This is a genomic window from Desulfovibrio sp. SGI.102 (assembly GCF_050314315.1).
Classification (GTDB): Bacteria; Desulfobacterota; Desulfovibrionia; order Desulfovibrionales; family Desulfovibrionaceae; genus Desulfovibrio.
This window is the reverse complement of sequence record NZ_JBNPNC010000004.1, coordinates 22952-39002: the sequence shown is the minus strand read 5'-3', so window position 1 is coordinate 39002 and position 16051 is coordinate 22952. Positions and strand designations below refer to the sequence as shown.

Genomic DNA, 16051 nt, shown 5'->3' with positions numbered 1-16051 from the left:
ACGTCTACTAACGTCGCCTTCTACTTTTCATGTACTCCTGCCGCTGCTTTTTGGCGCACTCTGGGGAACAGAAGTATCTTCTTCGGCTTCCTGGCGGTATGACACTTCCGCAGACCAGGCATTTGATTTCTGGTCGCATGCTTTGCTCTTTTTTTCTTTCCAGACGTCTGCGGTTACGCCACGCGCACCTCTTGCAACAAAAGAGCTGATTATGTGCACGCGGAGAAAAGTCTGTACCACATTCTTTGCATTGCAAGATATATGTTTTTGTTGTGCGCATATTCGACCTATGAAGTTGTTTTCTTGGCATCAGTATTTGCATCGTCTAAAACGATCAGCCACCTCTTGGCGTCTTCAGAGCCGTCTACCTTCATCCAGTCCAGCAAGGCCTCACGAAAAGTTGTTCGAAAGGCAAGCAGGCCTGGAAGTTCAGTAGTTCCTAAGAATCCGTATGGGGTGCATATGGATTCAAAGAATTTTTGTGCTGACACAGTAGATGGAAAATAGTCCACCCATTGGTGTTTCTGAATGTACATAGATTATTCCGTTCACTTAAATGTTCAGGAAGTCTAGAATCTCTCTTTCAGATTCAAATTTTTTCAGGTGGAAAGTTTCAGGTATACGGCGTATCGTGTCCCACCATGGGGGTGTTCCTGCTTCAAATCCACGCAGCATGATCACGGCATCACATTGTGACATCTCATTTATGCATTCTCCTAAATATTTCATCCTTGCAGAATAGCTCCGCATCTGCTCTGAATTATTGACAAGTTTTCTGACGATTGTTTGATGTCCAAGTGCTTCCAAAATCTTTCCAGCAGCCTCAATACGCATACTATATTTCTTTCCCAGGCTCGAATTAGCATCGACATCGAACTCTGCTGGATACAGTATGTAGGTTCTCATCAACAATCATCCTCAAGTTTTTCCACATCAAAGTCGAACTCAAGATGGCCTCCAGCTTCCTGCATATACCTTTCTGCAGCGAAGTCCTTAGCCATCCATTCATTGTCCGCTTCGATGATGTACTCTCTCATAGACAGTATCGCTATTGGCTCTACTGATACCATGTATTTAGGCATGATATACCTCTAGTTTGATATCACTTGTTGCAGGATTCTTTTTCTCGCCAGCTGGCTCCTTCTCGCCAATCTCCTTCTTTCCTCAACGCCTCACTTTCGCAAAAGGTCAAAATTATGTTGTATAGCATGACCGTCATTACCGTACATCAAATGGCGACAAATATATTTACATCGAATCTGCCTACTCTTGCGATAGTCTGACATACGGTCACTACAGTACACAAGATGCATGCCATAAATTCAATGATGAGAAGAAATATCATCCATGTCCTGCCTGTCTCATTATCAACCTTTGTTTCTAACTTCGACAGGACAGAATCGAATGCGTATTCACATTTGGATAATATGAATCTAGGTCAGCCAAATATATTTTCTATCATATTAATATTGCTCATCATGATTGACAGCAAAATCAATAATATCCCACCCAGCTTCGATCATGCGTGATTGGAGAATTTCCTCAAAATCTTCAAGAAGGGCCTCTGCCTCCTCACGACTGAGTTTCGTCCCAATAATACCTTCTGCTGCATCACTCATGAGGTCTTCAGCAGTCCAGTAGGCAGTGGCATATCGTTTTTCATCATGAAGAGTGTGCTCCGCTTCAGAAAATTCTGCTTCAGGCTGCTCTTCGTAAATGATCTTGATGCCGTACTCTTTTGCTATCCTGTGTTCGGCTCGGCATCCGCGAGTATCTTCCCATCCTTTGCAGAAATAGACAGTATGGCACCCAGCCATGCTCTCAAATGACTTTGCAAGAAAATAGAGGGGAATATTTTCTACCCCACGTTCCTGCATACTCTGCCGGGCGTACCATTCATCATCGAAGTATGTATCAACAACTTCGTAGCCCGCGGCTTTAAGGGCAGCGACGGCCTTGTCCCGTGTAGCGAGTATTTCTTCTTCAGACTTTCCAGCCATAGGCTGAGATACCATTGCTTTTAAAGACATACTCTCCTCCTGGTTATCCATGTGACTTTGGAAATGAATTCGCTGGTTGGTCCAGCGGGTGGTGGAGCCAACGGGACTCGAACCCGTACTTCTGCCGTGCAAGGGCAGCGTTCTCCCAAATTGAACTATGGCCCCGGGAGATGGTCTGGGCGGCCTGATTTGAACCGACGATTTCCTGCTCCCAAAGCAGGCGCACTACCAAACTGTGCTACGCCCAGATGATATATACGTAATGGCCGAGGTGGCAGGAGTTGAACCTGCGACCGCATGAATCAAAGTCATGTGCACTACCCCCTGTGCTACGCCTCGGTCCTGATGTGTTGTCTTGGCGGAAGGGGTGGGATTCGAACCCACGGGCGGCATCACACCGCCGGCGATTTTCAAGACCGCTGCATTCAACCGCTCTGCCACCCTTCCGTGGGGCCGGTGCGGGGACTCGAACCCCGAACCTTCGGATTACAAATCCGCTGCTCTGCCAATTGAGCCACACCGGCGTGGTTGGCCGGGCGCATATCCGCCCGGCCTTAACCTTTTTGGCGCCGTTTTGCCTTTTCCTGATACTGGGCTGCACACCTGAAACCTACACAACGAGGCGGCTTTTCACAGGACCGTCACGGACGCGGACGCGGATACTTCCATATTGCCGGAATTTTCCCGGTTGTTCAGCGTTTGCGGAAAAAATATTGCCCACCGTATGGCGGGCAATATTTTCGCATTATTTTTCACCATGGTCTTTTGTCTTTGGGAAGTCTTGCCGCTTTCCGGCGAGCCAGCCTTGCGTCGACAGCCAGTCCTGGGAATCCCTCGTGATGAATACGGCTCCGCCTCCGAAGCCGTCAGTACGCGGCTTGCTGCAGGTATATCCCCATTCAAATCCTACAGAGCACTTTGATTTATGCTCTCGCATAACCGCCTGGACCGCGTTCACGATCAGTTCGATATTCGGACTTCCGTCGCTGTATAACCACAAGGAGTCAGGATTATTGATGACCTTGATTCCCAGCATTCCCTCAAAGTAATCGTCATTGTCGAAGTTTTCGGGGAAGGTATTTTTGTAGACTTCTGGCAACTTGTTGAAGTCATTTTCATCCATAGCCGTCAGGATTGCGTAGAGATCATCAAGAGGAAAGTCAACATCCTTCTGGAAGATCTCGACGCTTAATTCAGTATAGTAATCAGCCATTACACGCCCAAATGTGTTTTCAGTTAGTTTGTTTTATCTCCTCTGGTCGTCTTTACGTTGTCATTCTTCGTGAATATCTGCGTCAGTATTATCTTCACCATGCTCGTCATCCTGAACGACGAGCATTTCACGAAGCTTGTCCAGTACACCAATTTCGACAAAAGCGACGTCCTGTACATCCATGTCCGGAAAGATGTCTTTCGCGACATGCCGTTTGAGATAGGCCGCATTCCCCGTTCTGTACGGGTCCTGTCCTTTTTGGGGACGTTTCCTCACCTCGACAAGAATCACATAGCCGTCTTCGACTACCTTCTTGTGCTCTTCACACAGCCCGTAACCGGTAACGGTATATTTCTTAAACACATCACGAAGTTTGTCATCAAGCAGCAGATTTCCCGTATCAAACGTTTTCAGGCAGACGGGGCAGACATGCTGCTCAAGAGTTACATAGCTCTTTTCCATATATGTGATACCTCCTGCGAAATGATGTCCTACGCAAGGATGCAGAGTTCATTCTTCGCCCGGGTGATGCCCGTATAGAGCCAGCGTCTGTACTCGGCTTCCGACATCTTGAGCGAATGGTCGTCGTAGAACAGGACACTGTCCCATTCGCTGCCCTGGGCCTTGTGGACGGTGGACGCATAGCCGAAGTCGAACATGGCGGCTTCTTCCTGTGTGCATGTCTCCTCGAACAGGCAAACGCGGATGTCCGCGCTGTCTATCTTGAGACGCCGGCCCATTTCCATGCCGTCGGCGCAATTCAGGCACCCGGCCCAGGCGATGACGGGGTATTCCCGGTCATCGAGCCAGACCTTGTAGCAGGCGTCGTTGGCACACTCCTCGATACGGGAAACGGTGTAGGTGTTTCCGTTATAAAGACCGAAGCCCTTCATGTTCCGCAGGCACATGAGCCTCTCTCCAACCATGGGAAGTTTGCCGGAGAAGCCGGCGGCCGCGCGGACAAGCCCGTTGAGTTTCACCCGCAGGCTGTTCTTGCAGCAGAGGATGGCCGCCTTGCCAGATACGGCGTCATCAGCGAATCCCCTGAGCATTCCCCGCCCTGCCGCGGACGACATCCTGATGCGGATGCACTTCTCATCCTCTGACCAGGGGACCGGCGTCCACGGCAGTGCCCCGCCACCGCGTACGTCCGTGGCCCATTGCACGATGGGGTTCTCCAGGGCCTGCCGCATGACCTCCGTCAGCACGAAGGGCGTCGTGTGCAGGATGTCGACAGGCTTTCCCTCCACCGGTGGGAGCTGGCCGGGATCGCCGACGAAGATGACGGGGATGCTGTAGGAGAGCAGGTCGTTGAAGACCTTCTCCGTAAGCATCGAAGCTTCATCCACGATGATCAGGTCGTAGGGGAGTACCTTTTGTGACTTCTTTTTGAAGACCAGCTCTTCACGGGGGCCGTTCTTCTTTGTGGTATCGAGGGTATAGATCGCGGAGTGGATGGTCCCCACCGTGCAGCCGTGCCGGAGGAAGGTAAGCTTGGACTTCATCACCTGCGCCGCCTTTCCTGTAGGCGCGCAGAACAGGATGCGCTTTTCGGGATCCTCGTCCAGGATGCGTTGCGCGGCTTTGCTGATGACCGTCGTCTTGCCGGTGCCGGCATATCCGGACATGGCGATGTACCATCTGTCCCCCGGGTACAGGGCAAAATCCACAAGCGCATCGTGGATCACCTGCTGGCTGTCGGTAAGGCGGATGTCGTCAGCGTTGTCTTTCTGTGCCGCGGCAATGATGAAGTCGGGAGCCTCGAACCCGACGCCGCGTTCGAACTCCAGAAGGTCCATATCGGTAAGTTGCCTGTCTTGTTTCGTGTCTTGTACTGTCAGGGACATGTGTTGCTCCTTTGTTGCTCCTTGTGCGAAAAAAGCCGGCAGTGATGCCGGCTTTCAGTGCTATGGACGTAACTGTTGACGTGCCTGTGTATGGCATTCGCCGCCTACTGGGCTTTCGCGTTGATCTTGATTTCCGGGATCTTGCGGGCGGCGCGCGCGCAGCGCAGGGCAACGGCATTGTCCTCCGAAATGCCGGCGGCCTTGTAGGCGTTGATGGCCTTGATGTCCTGCTGTATGCAGATCTCGTTCATCCGGCAGCAGAATCCGAGGAAATCGTCTTTCCATTCCGTCAGGAGCTCGTTGGTATGTTCGCCTCCCTTGATGTCCCGATATGTGGTGAGGACAGAAGCAGCCACAGGTTCGATCAGGGGGATGAACTGCCTGACCGTCATGAACATGTCGACGATCTCCTTGATGGTTTCGGAGTCGATGGACAGCCTGGTCTGTTCGCTTTGCGTCTGTTCGCTTTGCATTTGAAGATACCTCCGGTTAAAATGTTCGATACTTAAACTTGCCCTGATTTTTGGGCTCGTTCAGTATCTGAGAGAAAAAAGGAGCGGCCGGGCATTCACATACCCGGCCGCTCGCGCTGTGCTATCTATGGTTATCAATTATTATCAGCGTATTACGCCACTTTTCGTTTCCTTTGATTTTTCATTGCCTGCTTTTTGGGCTCAATGCCCGGTTTTTGTTGTGCGGCAAGACCTTCGGACATCGCCGTCCTGATCTGTGCCCGTTCCTCCTTCGGCCTGGGAACGAGACGGATCTGTTTTACCAGGACCTTTCCAACCACCAGGACTTCCTCGACATCCTCAAGCATGCCGAGATCAGGTTTGTCCACATCGAAGCCCCTTGGGGCTTCTTTGTAGGAACCATCCGTCATATGGAACAGGAGCACCTTCTTCCTCCTCGTTAAGAATCCGTTGAATTCCGTCTGTACGAAAGGAGACCGTTCAAGGACGGTCATCCTTTCGTCGTTCATGGCCGCACAAGGGAATTTTTTACATGCCAGGCATCCCAGCAGCGGCTTTTGATACCCTCTGTCCGGACAGTGTATGGCCTGCTCGGAAGGGTCTTTGTATAAGGCCATAACCTCTCCATTTGGTTTTGTTTGGGCCTGTTTAGCTGTCGCATGGAGACAGAACGACAGCACCTTGTGCGAGAGATTCGGATACATCTATCACACGCTGGTTACTCGACCCCTTATAACAAGCCGATGTTGTTTTTTGTTCCTCTATGAATGGGCCATCGACAAGTATGTCGATGTACTGAAGCAGAGCGAGCTTATCATAGTCGTTTACTATTTCTTCAAATGTATAACCTGTATAGGCCATAATATGGTAGTCGTGAACAGTAAGCAGGATAGCAAGATTGATAAGCTCATCTGCCTGATCAAAAGGTTCCCCACCACTGAATGTAACATTTTTACACACAGTGGCAGTTATTTTACTGAATGTTTCTTCAAGAGACATCAGCTCTCCGCCAGAATAGTCATGTGTCTGCGGATTATGACACCCTTTGCAGTTCCTGCCACATCCCTGAAGAAAGACAGTTGTCCTCAAGCCCGGCCCGTCGACGATGGAGTCATAAACGATACCTGCTATCCTGAGACCTGACATTGTTATCATCCTCCTTCAAACAGAACGGGGCAGGGGAGTGCCCCCTGCCCCGGTATGCTACAGGCTTCCGTGTTTTACGCGGTCGTGCTCTTCAGCCCGTTTCGCATCATTGAAGCGTGCCTTGACGTCACCGACCAGGTAACCTGTGATGCGCCGGATCCTGTTGAATCCCACGCCTGTGCCCACAACAGCACCATCTGTTTTTCTGCCACTTGCCATATTCGCGCCCGGTACATGTTCTTTGCCGGGCACATTTCCTTTATCCGGCATAACGGCCTCCTTGGGATCTACTTTCCGCCGTTCTGGCGGCGAAGTTCTTCCAGGCGACTCAGTTCGATACCTTCTCCTTCACGTCGTCCGCAACGAGGGCAGACATCATTAATGATGCCAGTGTACCCGCACACAGGATCATAATCCACAGCATGATTGATGCTGCCATAACCGATGCCCGCATGACGCATGTAGGTGATGATCTCTTCAAAGGCTTCGGGGTTCTTCGAGACATCTCCGTCAAGTTCCACATAGGTGATGTGTCCTCCATTGCAGAGTGCGTGGAACGGCGCCTCAAGGTCGATCTTTCGGAACACGCCCACCTGCTCATACACCGGTACATGGAAGGAGTTCGTGTAGTAGGGGCGGTCTGTCACGCCCTCGATCTCACCGAATTCCTTTCTGTCGATGCGGACGAAACGCCCGGAGAGTCCTTCAGCCGGCGTGGCGATCACCGAGAAGTTGAGATGATACGCTTTCGTCGCCTGGTCAGAAAGATTGCGGATGCGTTCCACCACCTTGTAGGCGTGATCCCAAACCTCTTTCGACTCCGCATGGTTCCTGCCGAAGATGGCTTTCATGGCTTCGGCAAGGCCGATAAAGCCGATCCCCAGGGTCCCGTGCTTGATGACATCGCGCACGGTGTCCTCTCTTTTCAGTTTGTCCGAATCCATCCAGACGCCCTGCCCCATGAGGAAGGGATAATTGTACACATGCCGTTCAGCCTGGATCTCGAAGCGCTCCAGGAGCTGGCCGATGACGAGGTCGAGCGTTTCATCCAGCTTGTGCATGAACAGGGCGTAGACAGCCCCCGCCGTCGCGCCGTCCCCATTTCCAGGGTTGGCTTCGTTACTGGCCTCGATGGCCAGACGCGGCAGGTTGATGGTCGTGAAGCTCAGATTCCCTCGACCGGACGTGGTCGAAGGCCCGTTGATATTGGCCATAACGCGTGTACGACAGTTGTGGCTGACGACACCGTTCACGTCAAAGTAGTCGCTCTCGGTTTCGACATCATAGCTCAGGGCGTCGATGTCGATACTCTCGATGTTCATGATCCTGCTGAGTGTTGGGACGGTAGGACACAGTGGGTAGGCAGCAGCTGCTTCAGCAGCTTTTTTCTTTTTACCACAAGCAAGCGCATTGATAATCTCGGATGAAGCAGCAAACTCAACCCGAAATGTTGTTTTGTGGTTATCTTTATTATAACGTGTTTCATATATCTTCGCCTGCAGACCAATACTTTGTGCGAGCATAGCCTGCTGCACAGCAAGCTCACGGTTCACACTGCCTATTTGTATCCTTAGTCCAGTACCGCGACTATTAATATGCTTGTTGATATATCCGTCAGCATCTATCATACCTGCCAAGAATGCAATACGCTGCTCTCTTTTGCAGTTGAATATAGACTGAGGAATATGCCTCTTATTCTTTTCAGCACCTTCAAACAATGAGCAAAGGCAGCTTTCGCACTCAGAAGCACCAAGCATAACTTCGTAGTAGTTTCCTTTTTCACCCCTTGTGTGTGTCTTTATTTTTCTGTTTTCTGATCCTGGAAGCTTTTTTGCCACATCGAGAACTTTTGATGTCACATCATACTCATCCATACCAAGTGTGACTGATGGCGTTCCACTAAGAAGGCATCCATCACAGACGATCACACCAAGCAACCAGGCAAGGTCTTCGTCAATTTCGTCGGCATTTGGCACAGGCACATATGTAGAAATAGGCGCGATGTCGCCTGCCTTGATATCATCAACGAACACGCGACCACGGCCGTCAATAGGTAAAGGATGATCTCCTGTGGCGATAAGGATGCGCCCATTGGCATACGTTACCTTACGCCAGTTATCGACATCCCTGTTCCGCAAGACGGTTTTGACACACACAAAAGCATTGCTGTGGGAGTCCCATATCTTGAGGTCGATCTCCGACGTTGGCATGTATTCGGACTTGCCGCGCTGTTGTGCCGGTACGATGTCCGCAATCCTGTCGTACAGACGAGCTATGCTCTCAACATAGGTCATGCCGTTGAGACGATATGTCACAACGGAATCACCATGAACGCAACCCATGGTAGCCACTTCCGTGTCGGGGTCGCCCTCCTTGTAGAACTCCAGGTTGAAGGGCGCGTCCAGGAATTCGAAGTTCGGGAACAGGCGCTTTGCCGATACCCGGCAGGCCAGCTGGAAGAGGTCGTAGTTGGGGTCTCCCAGCTTGGCGTTCACGCCGTCCTTTACCTTATATATATGGATGGGGAAGATGGAGGTCTCCCCATTGCCCAGTCCGGCATCCAGGGCCCGGAGGCATTCCTCCGTCACCATGCGCTGTTCAGGCGATGTCCCCGTGCCGTAGTTGATGGAACTGAACGGCACCTGGGCACCGGCTCTGGAGTTCATGGTGTTCAGGTTGTGGATGAGGGCCTCCATGGCCTGATAGGTCGCCTTTCGGGTCTTCTCCATGGCGGCGAGCCAGACACGTACGAAGCGCATCTCTTTGCCGTCATCGCCCGCGAGCACCTTCGAACGGATGACGAGCTGGGTCGTCCGGTCGAGGACCGTCACCCCCTGGGCGATACGGTCATTGAAGGTCTCTTCGATCTCGCGAATGTTCTCCGTGGTCACGATGCCTTCCAGCTTCCCGTACTCCAGGAACGTCGTCCGGAAGGTCTTGGCTACGCCCGGTGCCATGTAGTAGTCGAATGCGGGGATCGACTGGCCGCCATGCTGGTCTGACTGATTGGCCTGGATCACGATGCACGCCAGCGAGGCGTACGAGCCGATGCTGTTGGGCGTGCGGATGTAGCCGTGCCCGGTATGGAAGCCCTTTTCGAAGAGCTTGCCGAGGTCGATCTGCGTGCAGGTCGTCGTCAGGGCGAAGAAGTCCAGGTCATGGATGTGGATCCGGCCTTCCCGGTGCGCCTGGGCGAATTTCGGATTGATGATCTCCTTCAGGTAGTATTCCTTGGCGATCTCGCTGCCGTACTTGAGCATGGTCCCCATGGAGCTGTCGGCATCGATATTGGCATTCTCGCGCTGGTTGTCGCTCTCGACAGCGTCCCGGAAGGTAAGGTCGAACATGGTCTTCATCATGTGCGACCTGCTTTCCCGCACATCCGTACGCTTTTGCCGGTACAGGATGTACGCCTTGGCCACGGCGCCGTAGCCGGATTCGATAAGGGAGGATTCGACAAGGTCCTGGATGGATTCGATGTCGGCCCTGTCGGCACGGACCAGTTCAAGCTGGTCTTCGACCTTGCAGGTGACATCCCTGGCCACGGACCGTGATACCTCGTCATTGAGGCCGCAAGCGACCGCCGCCTTGCATATGGCGTCCTCGATCTTGGATGCTTCGAAGGGGACTTCGGTGCCGTCCCGCTTGATCACTTTGTAGATCACAATTCTTCCCCGTTTTCTGTATGTTCCGTATTTTGTGCCGCCGGAACGTCGTCATACATGGACAGGACCGCGTGGATAGCGGATGCCCCGGCCTTGAGCAGACTCTGCTCCGTATCCGTGGCGACATAGACGCCGTCATCCGCCTGGACGAAGAACCCGTCATCCCAGGCAAGCCGGATATTCAGCTTGCGTTCCTTGACCGCCCGTTTGAGCAGGGTGTTGAATGAAGCGATATTCTTCGAAGGTCTCGGTATGTTCTCCGTGCAGCAGGTCTCCGGAGATTTTCCGACCACAGCCCCGAAGTCCGTCTGCTCGATGTCCGTCCACCCGAAAATCGCGGCCAGTCCGGCATCGACAAGGTTCTCCTCCGACATCTCGTTCTTAAAAGCGTCCTGTGTGGCCATAACCACCCTCCCCGCGCTCGGTTTTTGAAAGCGCATCTGTCTCGATAAGATTCATGTGCGCTACAGGGCAGAGCACCGCCTGGGCGATGCGCTCGCCCTTCTTCACCATGACGGCGTACTTTGTCCCGGCATTGAAGAGGATGATGCCGACAGGCCCGCGGTAGCCACTGTCGATGGTGGCCGGCGCATTGGGCATCACCAGGGTCGTATGCATGGCCACGCTGGAGCGGAGACGGATCTGGATCTCGAATCCCTGCGGGATCTCGAAAGCGATGCCGGTCTCGACTTTGACCGTGCCCTGGGGCGGGATGAGGTAGTCGTCGACAGCGAACAGGTCGGCCCCGCTGTCTCCAGGCTTGGCGTAGACAGGGATGGCCGCGTCGGGGTGTGTCTTCTTGTATCTGAGGTTGATGTCGCCCATCAGGCGTCTCCTTCAGGTCGGCAGATGTCGTTATTGCCGGTGTCGTTCTTGCTGGTATCGTTATTGCCGGTATCGTTATTGTCGGTGTCGTTCTTGCCGGTACTGTTTGCCGTCATCATGTGATAGCGTCGCAGGACTTCTTCAAGGATGCTGTCGGCGACTTCGTCCGCGGAAAGCCTCATGGCGTCGACCCTGAATCCGTCGACCGTGTCGGACAGCGCACGGTAGCAACGCACCCTGCGTGCCCACTCTTCGAACTCCGCCTCTTCGTACTCGTCTTTCACATGTGCTGCCGACCGCTTCATGGCCACACGCGCCGGTACATCCAGCAATGCGACCAGCACCGCGGCGCGGATCCCCGACTCCGACTGCATCATCAGATCGTTGACGCGGTCGAGGATCTCTCTGAGCACGGAGGACTCCAAGTCATCACCACCTTCCAGATCAATCAGTCGCTGGTAGACGAACGTGGACAGGACGGACCTGTCCTGGATGACGACCTTTCCTTCCCGCAGATGAGGCACGACGATGTTTTTGCACGACTCCAGCATGTCGGCAGCGTAGAGCAGCACCTTGCCGGGACGTGAGAAGCTGTTTCGGGAGAGGAGATCCCGGAAGCGTTCATCAGGGGCTTTGACGATGATGGCCTCGAACCCATGCTCGGCGAATTTGTCCACAAGCAAATTTGCCACTGTGGACTTGCCGGCGCCGTCGACGCCTTCGAGGAGCACGTTAATTCCAACTTTATCAGTAAGGATACTCATATCCATTCTCCTTTTCCGTTGCAAAAAACTCTCCAGAGATTGGGCGCGTCACCGGCAAGGTTCAGCGCCCGGTACAAACAAAAAATGCCGGTAAGGTCTGAGACCTTACCGGCAAAAGTGTCATAGTGCCGTTTTTGGGTTTTTTCGACACCCCATATGGAGTGTGTCGAAAAGGTGTACCTTTTCGACGCGCTAGATACTCTCGAAGCGCTGCTGTGCCTCGCCGATAATCATACCATTTTCGTTTGTTATTTGCACATTGACGATCCCGCCGAGAGGTTGATACCCGGCGGACTCCGGATCCTCCTGTGTCATGCCTTCTGCCGGGGCCACGGTATCACCATCCCTGTTCCGCATGCCGGCCATGACACCGGCGGTCTCCGCGGCCGGGCCGGTGGACGGTGCCTCGTCCGTCGCCTTCAGATAAGGTTTGTTGGGTGCGCCTCTCAAGACCCACTCCGGATTGATGCCCCACGTCGCCAGCTGCAGGAGCCAAGTGGTCGGGATGCAGCGCCGTTTCGTGGCATAGCAGATGGACGGCTGGCTTACACCGAGGATCTTCCCGACAGACACCTGCCGTCCCGCACCGAGCACTTCACACAGACGGTTGAAGGCATCATTGAAGTCATACCCTCTGTCGCCGGTGTCAGCCGCTTTTCCCTCCATGTTCACCTCCCGGTTTTCCCTGACCGATCTGTTTGCATAAGCAGCCATAGCCTACCTCCTTCTGTAAAATATGTTCGGCAAAATATACAATGCGGTCCTTTGTGAACCATCAGGTTTTTCGTGAACCATCAGGTTTTTTCGTGAACCGCTAGGTTCTTCGTGAACCGCCATCTTATAACAACGGGCTTCCTCAATTTTTGCCCTGCCCGGTCCCAATGTTTAGGGTTAGAACAGGAATACGGCAAAATAATCTTCCCAGGAGTACGGCCCGTGTACACATGCAAGTATTTCGGCATCAAGGAACTGGTGTGCCCTGACTGGTACCACTTCGCAAGCAAACGTGGTGGTGTCGACAAGCTGTGGGTGATGCTCGACGAGCGCATTCTCCGGACCATCGACAAGCTGCGTGACAAGTTCGGTCCCATCACCATCAACAACTGGGGTGCCGGGGGCCCGCGCAAGGAATCAGGGCTGCGCGTGTTTGACACGCCGACCGGCGCCGCCTGTTCACCGCACAAGGTAGGAAAAGCTGTCGATTTTCTTTGCAAAAACTGCTCACCGAAAGAAGTTTACGAAGAATTTGTCGCTGCAGGATGCACGAAGCCCGGGTTTCGCGACCGTACTGACGATGCGGCAGTGCCCTGGAAGCTGCTGGCCAGATACGAATACTTTCCCGGCATGACGTGGACGCACATCGACGTCATGGATGCCCTCGGCAACGGGGATGGAAGCATCCGTGTGATCGCAGGGTAGGTATTAGAACAGGCACAGCTTGCCTAAACAGCCATGCGCAGGTACTTTTGGCGCCATGCAACAGGAGTACCCAGCATGGCACTTGGCGCAGACATCGGATACATACGCGTGAGCTCAGCGGACCAGAATACGGCCAGGCAGCTCTCCGACATACATCTCGACAAGGTATTCGAAGATCACCTTGGCGGCAATTGCCGCAACAGGCCCGGTCTGGATGCCTGCCTTGGATATCTGCGTGAGGGGGATACGCTCCACGTCCACAGCATAGACCGCCTGGCCAGGAATCTCCTCCACCTGCAGCAACTCGTGGACTCCCTGACAGACAGGGGGATCAGCATAGTATTCCACAAGGAAAACATGCGGTTTGCCCCAAAAGAGCAGGGGGCCGCCGACCCCATGAGCCGGCTGATGATGCAGATGCTGGGGGCATTTGCCGAATTTGAACGTGCGCTGATACGCGAGCGGCAGAGGGAAGGCATCAACGCCGCGAAGTCCTCCGGAAAACACCTCGGCCGCCCGAAGCGCATCCCGGAAGAGATTATCGAGCGTGTACGTCAGGATGTGGAACTGGGTATCCCGCTTGCTAGGATAGCTAAAAAAATTGGCGTACCAAGATCCACCCTTTACAGCAGGCTTGGCAATAGCAGTGCCAAAACGGGTGGTGGCATGACCGGAGAAGAATGACAGGCTGGGCCGGAAACTGGTAAGCGCATTTTTGGCATATTTATCTTGATTTAGGTAGATTATATGCAAACTAATAAGCCCCCCGCAGGCGGTACGCGGGGGGCTTATCGAAAGGGAATGGGAACCGTGACGTCAGATTATGTGCTACTACGTTGGGGTATGCCTGACGTCTTAAGCAGCACAGGCGTGTCATCAGACCCGATGGATGGAGTCATTGGGACCAATGGAGGTGTCCTGTTAAAGACAAGATGCCAGTAACCTGCCGTTCTGTCAACACCTGTCAATTTTTTCCAGAAATGGCGGCCAGTCGCACATAAATCCGCAGGCGCCAGGGTGTCCTCCTCCACCATATTCCTTTGCAATGACGGAAAAGTCCAGGGAGGCTTTCTTTTCCTCCGGAAGGGAATCATGGCTGTACATGGAGACCTTCCAGGGCTTCTTCCCGTGCCCGAGGCAGGAAAAGAGCAGGACACCTTCATGGACGCTCGGAACGAAAGCACTGTCCGCGATCTGTGAGTTACCAAGGGTGTTGGCCGCGAGCCATGTATGCCCATGCCATTCCACAGTGAAGGCAAGGCTGGACATGACCTCGGCATTCATGCGTTCCTGATAAACCTTGTACTTCTTTCCTTCCTCCACCAGTTCGTTGGTACGAAGGTGGGCCTTTTCTTGGGAGGGATAGATGACTTCCTTCCAGAACGGGCTCGCGGGATCGCGCACATCATGTATCTTGCAGGCAAGCTGCAGGGCCTCGGCATCCTCACGGACATCTTTGTCGCTCATGTCCCAGACATCGTACCTGTCCGCCAAGAAGATGAAGTAAGGACACATGCACTCATCAGGGAAGAGCATTCGGTGCAGCAGGCGGCAGCCGGCCCATTGTTTTCCGAGGAGAACAAGGTTTTTGGTGTTCAGGTGATGCTCTTGCTGGGAATGCCAATCCCCGACAAGAGGCATGAGCCTGCGGTGCAGGAAGTCCCCCTGTTCGAACGCGGCATATTCGTCGTCGAGGAATATCGCTTCCTTGTGCCAGTCACGTACCGCTGAGACATGATGGTCACACCAGAGGAAGTCGAACGGTACGTCGCATTCGACACGGGTGTCACACAGCTCTCTATATTCTTTGACGGTCAGGGAGTAGTCAGCCACGATGAAGTATCTTGGCCGGAAGTTCTCGATGATCTCCCTGCAAGGGACAGGAGCATCATGGTTCATGGGGAAGAAGAACGGCATCAGGCCATTCTCTTCGGCCCAGCGTTGCACCAGGGCCGCCGACGTCCATCCGTCAAGATCCGTTCCGTGGTGGACACAGACGACATACGGGTTGCTCAGCCGCTCCTTGTCGTCATCCGTATTTTTCTCCATATATTTCTCGTCCGTTCTCAGCATAGCATCTCCATTTGTCTGTTAATTTTTTGCAGGCTCTTGCCGTAACCAGATTGCCCGGCTCCCGAAAAATGTTTAGGGGCCGGCGGAATATGTCCGCCGGCCCCGTTTTATCCAACGCTCCGTAGAGCCTGCCTTTGCTAATGCGCGATAACGCTCGCTTTCATGACGTCACCACTGATCCAGTGGAAAGCGATGAGCTTCTCGGCATTGGTTCCTATGGCTTTGCTGTGTTTGTCCAGCATGTCATATATCGACATGTAGATCTTTTTGAGGTGTATTTTCTTCGTTTTGTACATGCCAACGATCTGGTTCAGGACAAGCTGGCTGTCCATGCATATGTGGATCGTGTTTCCCTGAACGAGCAGACCGCCGGATATGAGCCAGGCAATGGCCGTCTGCAGGGACACCGCTTCGGCGTAGTTGTTCGTTGCCTGCTCCTGCTCGGAGACAACAACGGCAAACTCGCTGTCATGATACAGAGGCATTCGCCTGGCCAGACGGACATGCAGACTGTCATCCACTTTTTCGCCCTTTTCGAGCCTGTATACGGCGAAGCTTCCTCCGGCCTCCGCGTCACTGCTGCCGTTTCGCTTGCACAGACCGTCAACGTACACGAGATAGTCCAT

20 protein-coding genes and 5 tRNA genes are annotated in these 16051 nt (G+C 53.3%); 2 read left to right on the top strand and 23 right to left on the bottom strand.

The genetic code is table 11. The features are described from left to right. Positions 1 to 287 precede the first annotated feature (287 nt). From ACQRCJ_RS01940 to ACQRCJ_RS01840, 21 genes are all read right to left on the bottom strand, one after another. Positions 288 to 536 (bottom strand): hypothetical protein, encoded by a 249-nt coding sequence (locus ACQRCJ_RS01940; protein WP_427799246.1) that lies wholly within the window; start codon positions 534 to 536, stop codon positions 288 to 290. Between the two features lie 16 nt (positions 537 to 552). Beyond that, on the bottom strand, positions 553 to 906 hold the full coding sequence (locus ACQRCJ_RS01935; protein WP_427799245.1) for a hypothetical protein: 354 nt from the start codon (positions 904 to 906) through the stop codon (positions 553 to 555). After that, complete coding sequence (locus tag ACQRCJ_RS01930; RefSeq protein ID WP_427799244.1) at positions 906 to 1082, bottom strand: hypothetical protein; 177 nt, start codon at positions 1080 to 1082, stop codon at positions 906 to 908. Before ACQRCJ_RS01930 ends, ACQRCJ_RS01935 begins: the two co-directional genes overlap by 1 nt. Before the next feature lie 381 nt (positions 1083 to 1463). Next, positions 1464 to 2030, bottom strand: a complete 567-nt coding sequence (locus ACQRCJ_RS01925) for a DUF4406 domain-containing protein (protein ID WP_427799243.1) — start codon at positions 2028 to 2030, stop codon at positions 1464 to 1466. A 59-nt stretch (positions 2031 to 2089) separates the two neighbouring features. After that, positions 2090 to 2165: transfer RNA gene (locus ACQRCJ_RS01920), tRNA-Ala, on the bottom strand. A 6-nt stretch (positions 2166 to 2171) separates the two neighbouring features. Next, positions 2172 to 2248: transfer RNA gene (locus ACQRCJ_RS01915), tRNA-Pro, on the bottom strand. Between the two features lie 15 nt (positions 2249 to 2263). Further along, positions 2264 to 2339: transfer RNA gene (locus ACQRCJ_RS01910), tRNA-Gln, on the bottom strand. Positions 2340 to 2356: 17 nt separating this feature from the next. Beyond that, a tRNA-Ser gene (locus ACQRCJ_RS01905) sits at positions 2357 to 2447 on the bottom strand. A 1-nt stretch (position 2448) separates the two neighbouring features. After that, positions 2449 to 2524: transfer RNA gene (locus ACQRCJ_RS01900), tRNA-Thr, on the bottom strand. Between the two features lie 221 nt (positions 2525 to 2745). Further along, positions 2746 to 3213, bottom strand: coding sequence for a hypothetical protein (locus ACQRCJ_RS01895; protein ID WP_427799242.1), 468 nt, complete (start codon positions 3211 to 3213; stop codon positions 2746 to 2748). Positions 3214 to 3273: 60 nt separating this feature from the next. Continuing rightward, positions 3274 to 3675 (bottom strand): hypothetical protein, encoded by a 402-nt coding sequence (locus ACQRCJ_RS01890; RefSeq protein ID WP_427799241.1) that lies wholly within the window; start codon positions 3673 to 3675, stop codon positions 3274 to 3276. Between the two features lie 29 nt (positions 3676 to 3704). Beyond that, positions 3705 to 5060, bottom strand: coding sequence for an ATP-dependent DNA helicase (locus tag ACQRCJ_RS01885; protein ID WP_427799240.1), 1356 nt, complete (start codon positions 5058 to 5060; stop codon positions 3705 to 3707). A gap of 104 nt (positions 5061 to 5164) precedes the next feature. Next, positions 5165 to 5533, bottom strand: coding sequence for a hypothetical protein (locus ACQRCJ_RS01880; protein WP_427799239.1), 369 nt, complete (start codon positions 5531 to 5533; stop codon positions 5165 to 5167). A gap of 152 nt (positions 5534 to 5685) precedes the next feature. Further along, complete coding sequence (locus ACQRCJ_RS01875; protein WP_168935911.1) at positions 5686 to 6150, bottom strand: hypothetical protein; 465 nt, start codon at positions 6148 to 6150, stop codon at positions 5686 to 5688. 31 nt (positions 6151 to 6181) lie between these two features. Further along, entirely contained in the window at positions 6182 to 6679 is a 498-nt protein-coding gene (nrdG, locus tag ACQRCJ_RS01870) for an anaerobic ribonucleoside-triphosphate reductase activating protein (protein WP_427799238.1), read from the bottom strand. 57 nt (positions 6680 to 6736) lie between these two features. Beyond that, positions 6737 to 6898, bottom strand: coding sequence for an anaerobic ribonucleoside-triphosphate reductase (nrdD, locus tag ACQRCJ_RS01865; RefSeq protein ID WP_205906076.1), 162 nt, complete (start codon positions 6896 to 6898; stop codon positions 6737 to 6739). 68 nt (positions 6899 to 6966) lie between these two features. Beyond that, a complete protein-coding gene (gene nrdD, locus ACQRCJ_RS01860) occupies positions 6967 to 10344 on the bottom strand; it encodes an anaerobic ribonucleoside-triphosphate reductase (RefSeq protein WP_427799237.1) in 3378 nt (1125 codons plus the stop codon). Further along, positions 10341 to 10748, bottom strand: coding sequence for a hypothetical protein (locus ACQRCJ_RS01855; protein ID WP_303996347.1), 408 nt, complete (start codon positions 10746 to 10748; stop codon positions 10341 to 10343). The genes nrdD (ACQRCJ_RS01860) and ACQRCJ_RS01855 overlap by 4 nt, the downstream gene beginning before the upstream one ends. Further along, positions 10726 to 11169: a dUTP diphosphatase gene (gene dut / locus ACQRCJ_RS01850; protein ID WP_168935917.1), complete on the bottom strand. Its 444-nt coding sequence runs from the start codon at positions 11167 to 11169 to the stop codon at positions 10726 to 10728. Before dut ends, ACQRCJ_RS01855 begins: the two co-directional genes overlap by 23 nt. After that, positions 11169 to 11933: a dTMP kinase gene (locus ACQRCJ_RS01845; protein WP_427799236.1), complete on the bottom strand. Its 765-nt coding sequence runs from the start codon at positions 11931 to 11933 to the stop codon at positions 11169 to 11171. The genes dut and ACQRCJ_RS01845 overlap by 1 nt, the downstream gene beginning before the upstream one ends. Before the next feature lie 192 nt (positions 11934 to 12125). Continuing rightward, positions 12126 to 12647 carry a hypothetical protein gene (locus tag ACQRCJ_RS01840; RefSeq protein WP_427799235.1) on the bottom strand — a complete coding sequence of 174 codons (522 nt, stop codon included), beginning with the start codon at positions 12645 to 12647 and terminating at the stop codon, positions 12126 to 12128. A gap of 222 nt (positions 12648 to 12869) precedes the next feature. Here ACQRCJ_RS01840 and ACQRCJ_RS01835 point away from each other — a divergent pair, with 222 nt between their 5' ends. After that, on the top strand, positions 12870 to 13352 hold the full coding sequence (locus ACQRCJ_RS01835; RefSeq protein WP_427799234.1) for a hypothetical protein: 483 nt from the start codon (positions 12870 to 12872) through the stop codon (positions 13350 to 13352). A gap of 75 nt (positions 13353 to 13427) precedes the next feature. Then, positions 13428 to 14036, top strand: a complete 609-nt coding sequence (locus tag ACQRCJ_RS01830; RefSeq protein WP_427799233.1) for a recombinase family protein — start codon at positions 13428 to 13430, stop codon at positions 14034 to 14036. Between the two features lie 270 nt (positions 14037 to 14306). On the opposite strand, the gene ACQRCJ_RS01825 is transcribed toward ACQRCJ_RS01830, so the two are convergent. Continuing rightward, on the bottom strand, positions 14307 to 15401 hold the full coding sequence (locus tag ACQRCJ_RS01825; RefSeq protein ID WP_427799232.1) for a hypothetical protein: 1095 nt from the start codon (positions 15399 to 15401) through the stop codon (positions 14307 to 14309). Between the two features lie 161 nt (positions 15402 to 15562). Then, positions 15563 to 16051, bottom strand: coding sequence for a hypothetical protein (locus tag ACQRCJ_RS01820; RefSeq protein WP_303996364.1), 489 nt, complete (start codon positions 16049 to 16051; stop codon positions 15563 to 15565).

What these genes read in the sequence shown, in the direction of transcription:
- ACQRCJ_RS01940 (WP_427799246.1), bottom strand. Translation starts at nt 536, where the DNA reads ATGTACATTCAGAAACACCAATGGGTGGACTATTTTCCATCTACTGTG.
- ACQRCJ_RS01935 (WP_427799245.1), bottom strand. Translation starts at nt 906, where the DNA reads ATGAGAACCTACATACTGTATCCAGCAGAGTTCGATGTCGATGCTAAT.
- ACQRCJ_RS01930 (WP_427799244.1), bottom strand. Translation starts at nt 1,082, where the DNA reads ATGCCTAAATACATGGTATCAGTAGAGCCAATAGCGATACTGTCTATG.
- ACQRCJ_RS01925 (WP_427799243.1), bottom strand. Translation starts at nt 2,030, where the DNA reads ATGTCTTTAAAAGCAATGGTATCTCAGCCTATGGCTGGAAAGTCTGAA.
- ACQRCJ_RS01895 (WP_427799242.1), bottom strand. Translation starts at nt 3,213, where the DNA reads ATGGCTGATTACTATACTGAATTAAGCGTCGAGATCTTCCAGAAGGAT.
- ACQRCJ_RS01890 (WP_427799241.1), bottom strand. Translation starts at nt 3,675, where the DNA reads ATGGAAAAGAGCTATGTAACTCTTGAGCAGCATGTCTGCCCCGTCTGC.
- ACQRCJ_RS01885 (WP_427799240.1), bottom strand. Translation starts at nt 5,060, where the DNA reads ATGTCCCTGACAGTACAAGACACGAAACAAGACAGGCAACTTACCGAT.
- ACQRCJ_RS01880 (WP_427799239.1), bottom strand. Translation starts at nt 5,533, where the DNA reads ATGCAAAGCGAACAGACGCAAAGCGAACAGACCAGGCTGTCCATCGAC.
- ACQRCJ_RS01875 (WP_168935911.1), bottom strand. Translation starts at nt 6,150, where the DNA reads ATGGCCTTATACAAAGACCCTTCCGAGCAGGCCATACACTGTCCGGAC.
- nrdG (WP_427799238.1), bottom strand. Translation starts at nt 6,679, where the DNA reads ATGTCAGGTCTCAGGATAGCAGGTATCGTTTATGACTCCATCGTCGAC.
- nrdD (WP_205906076.1), bottom strand. Translation starts at nt 6,898, where the DNA reads ATGGCAAGTGGCAGAAAAACAGATGGTGCTGTTGTGGGCACAGGCGTG.
- ACQRCJ_RS01855 (WP_303996347.1), bottom strand. Translation starts at nt 10,748, where the DNA reads ATGGCCACACAGGACGCTTTTAAGAACGAGATGTCGGAGGAGAACCTT.
- dut (WP_168935917.1), bottom strand. Translation starts at nt 11,169, where the DNA reads ATGGGCGACATCAACCTCAGATACAAGAAGACACACCCCGACGCGGCC.
- ACQRCJ_RS01845 (WP_427799236.1), bottom strand. Translation starts at nt 11,933, where the DNA reads ATGAGTATCCTTACTGATAAAGTTGGAATTAACGTGCTCCTCGAAGGC.
- ACQRCJ_RS01840 (WP_427799235.1), bottom strand. Translation starts at nt 12,647, where the DNA reads ATGGCTGCTTATGCAAACAGATCGGTCAGGGAAAACCGGGAGGTGAAC.
- ACQRCJ_RS01830 (WP_427799233.1), top strand. Translation starts at nt 13,428, where the DNA reads ATGGCACTTGGCGCAGACATCGGATACATACGCGTGAGCTCAGCGGAC.
- ACQRCJ_RS01825 (WP_427799232.1), bottom strand. Translation starts at nt 15,401, where the DNA reads ATGGAGAAAAATACGGATGACGACAAGGAGCGGCTGAGCAACCCGTAT.
- ACQRCJ_RS01820 (WP_303996364.1), bottom strand. Translation starts at nt 16,051, where the DNA reads ATGGACTATCTCGTGTACGTTGACGGTCTGTGCAAGCGAAACGGCAGC.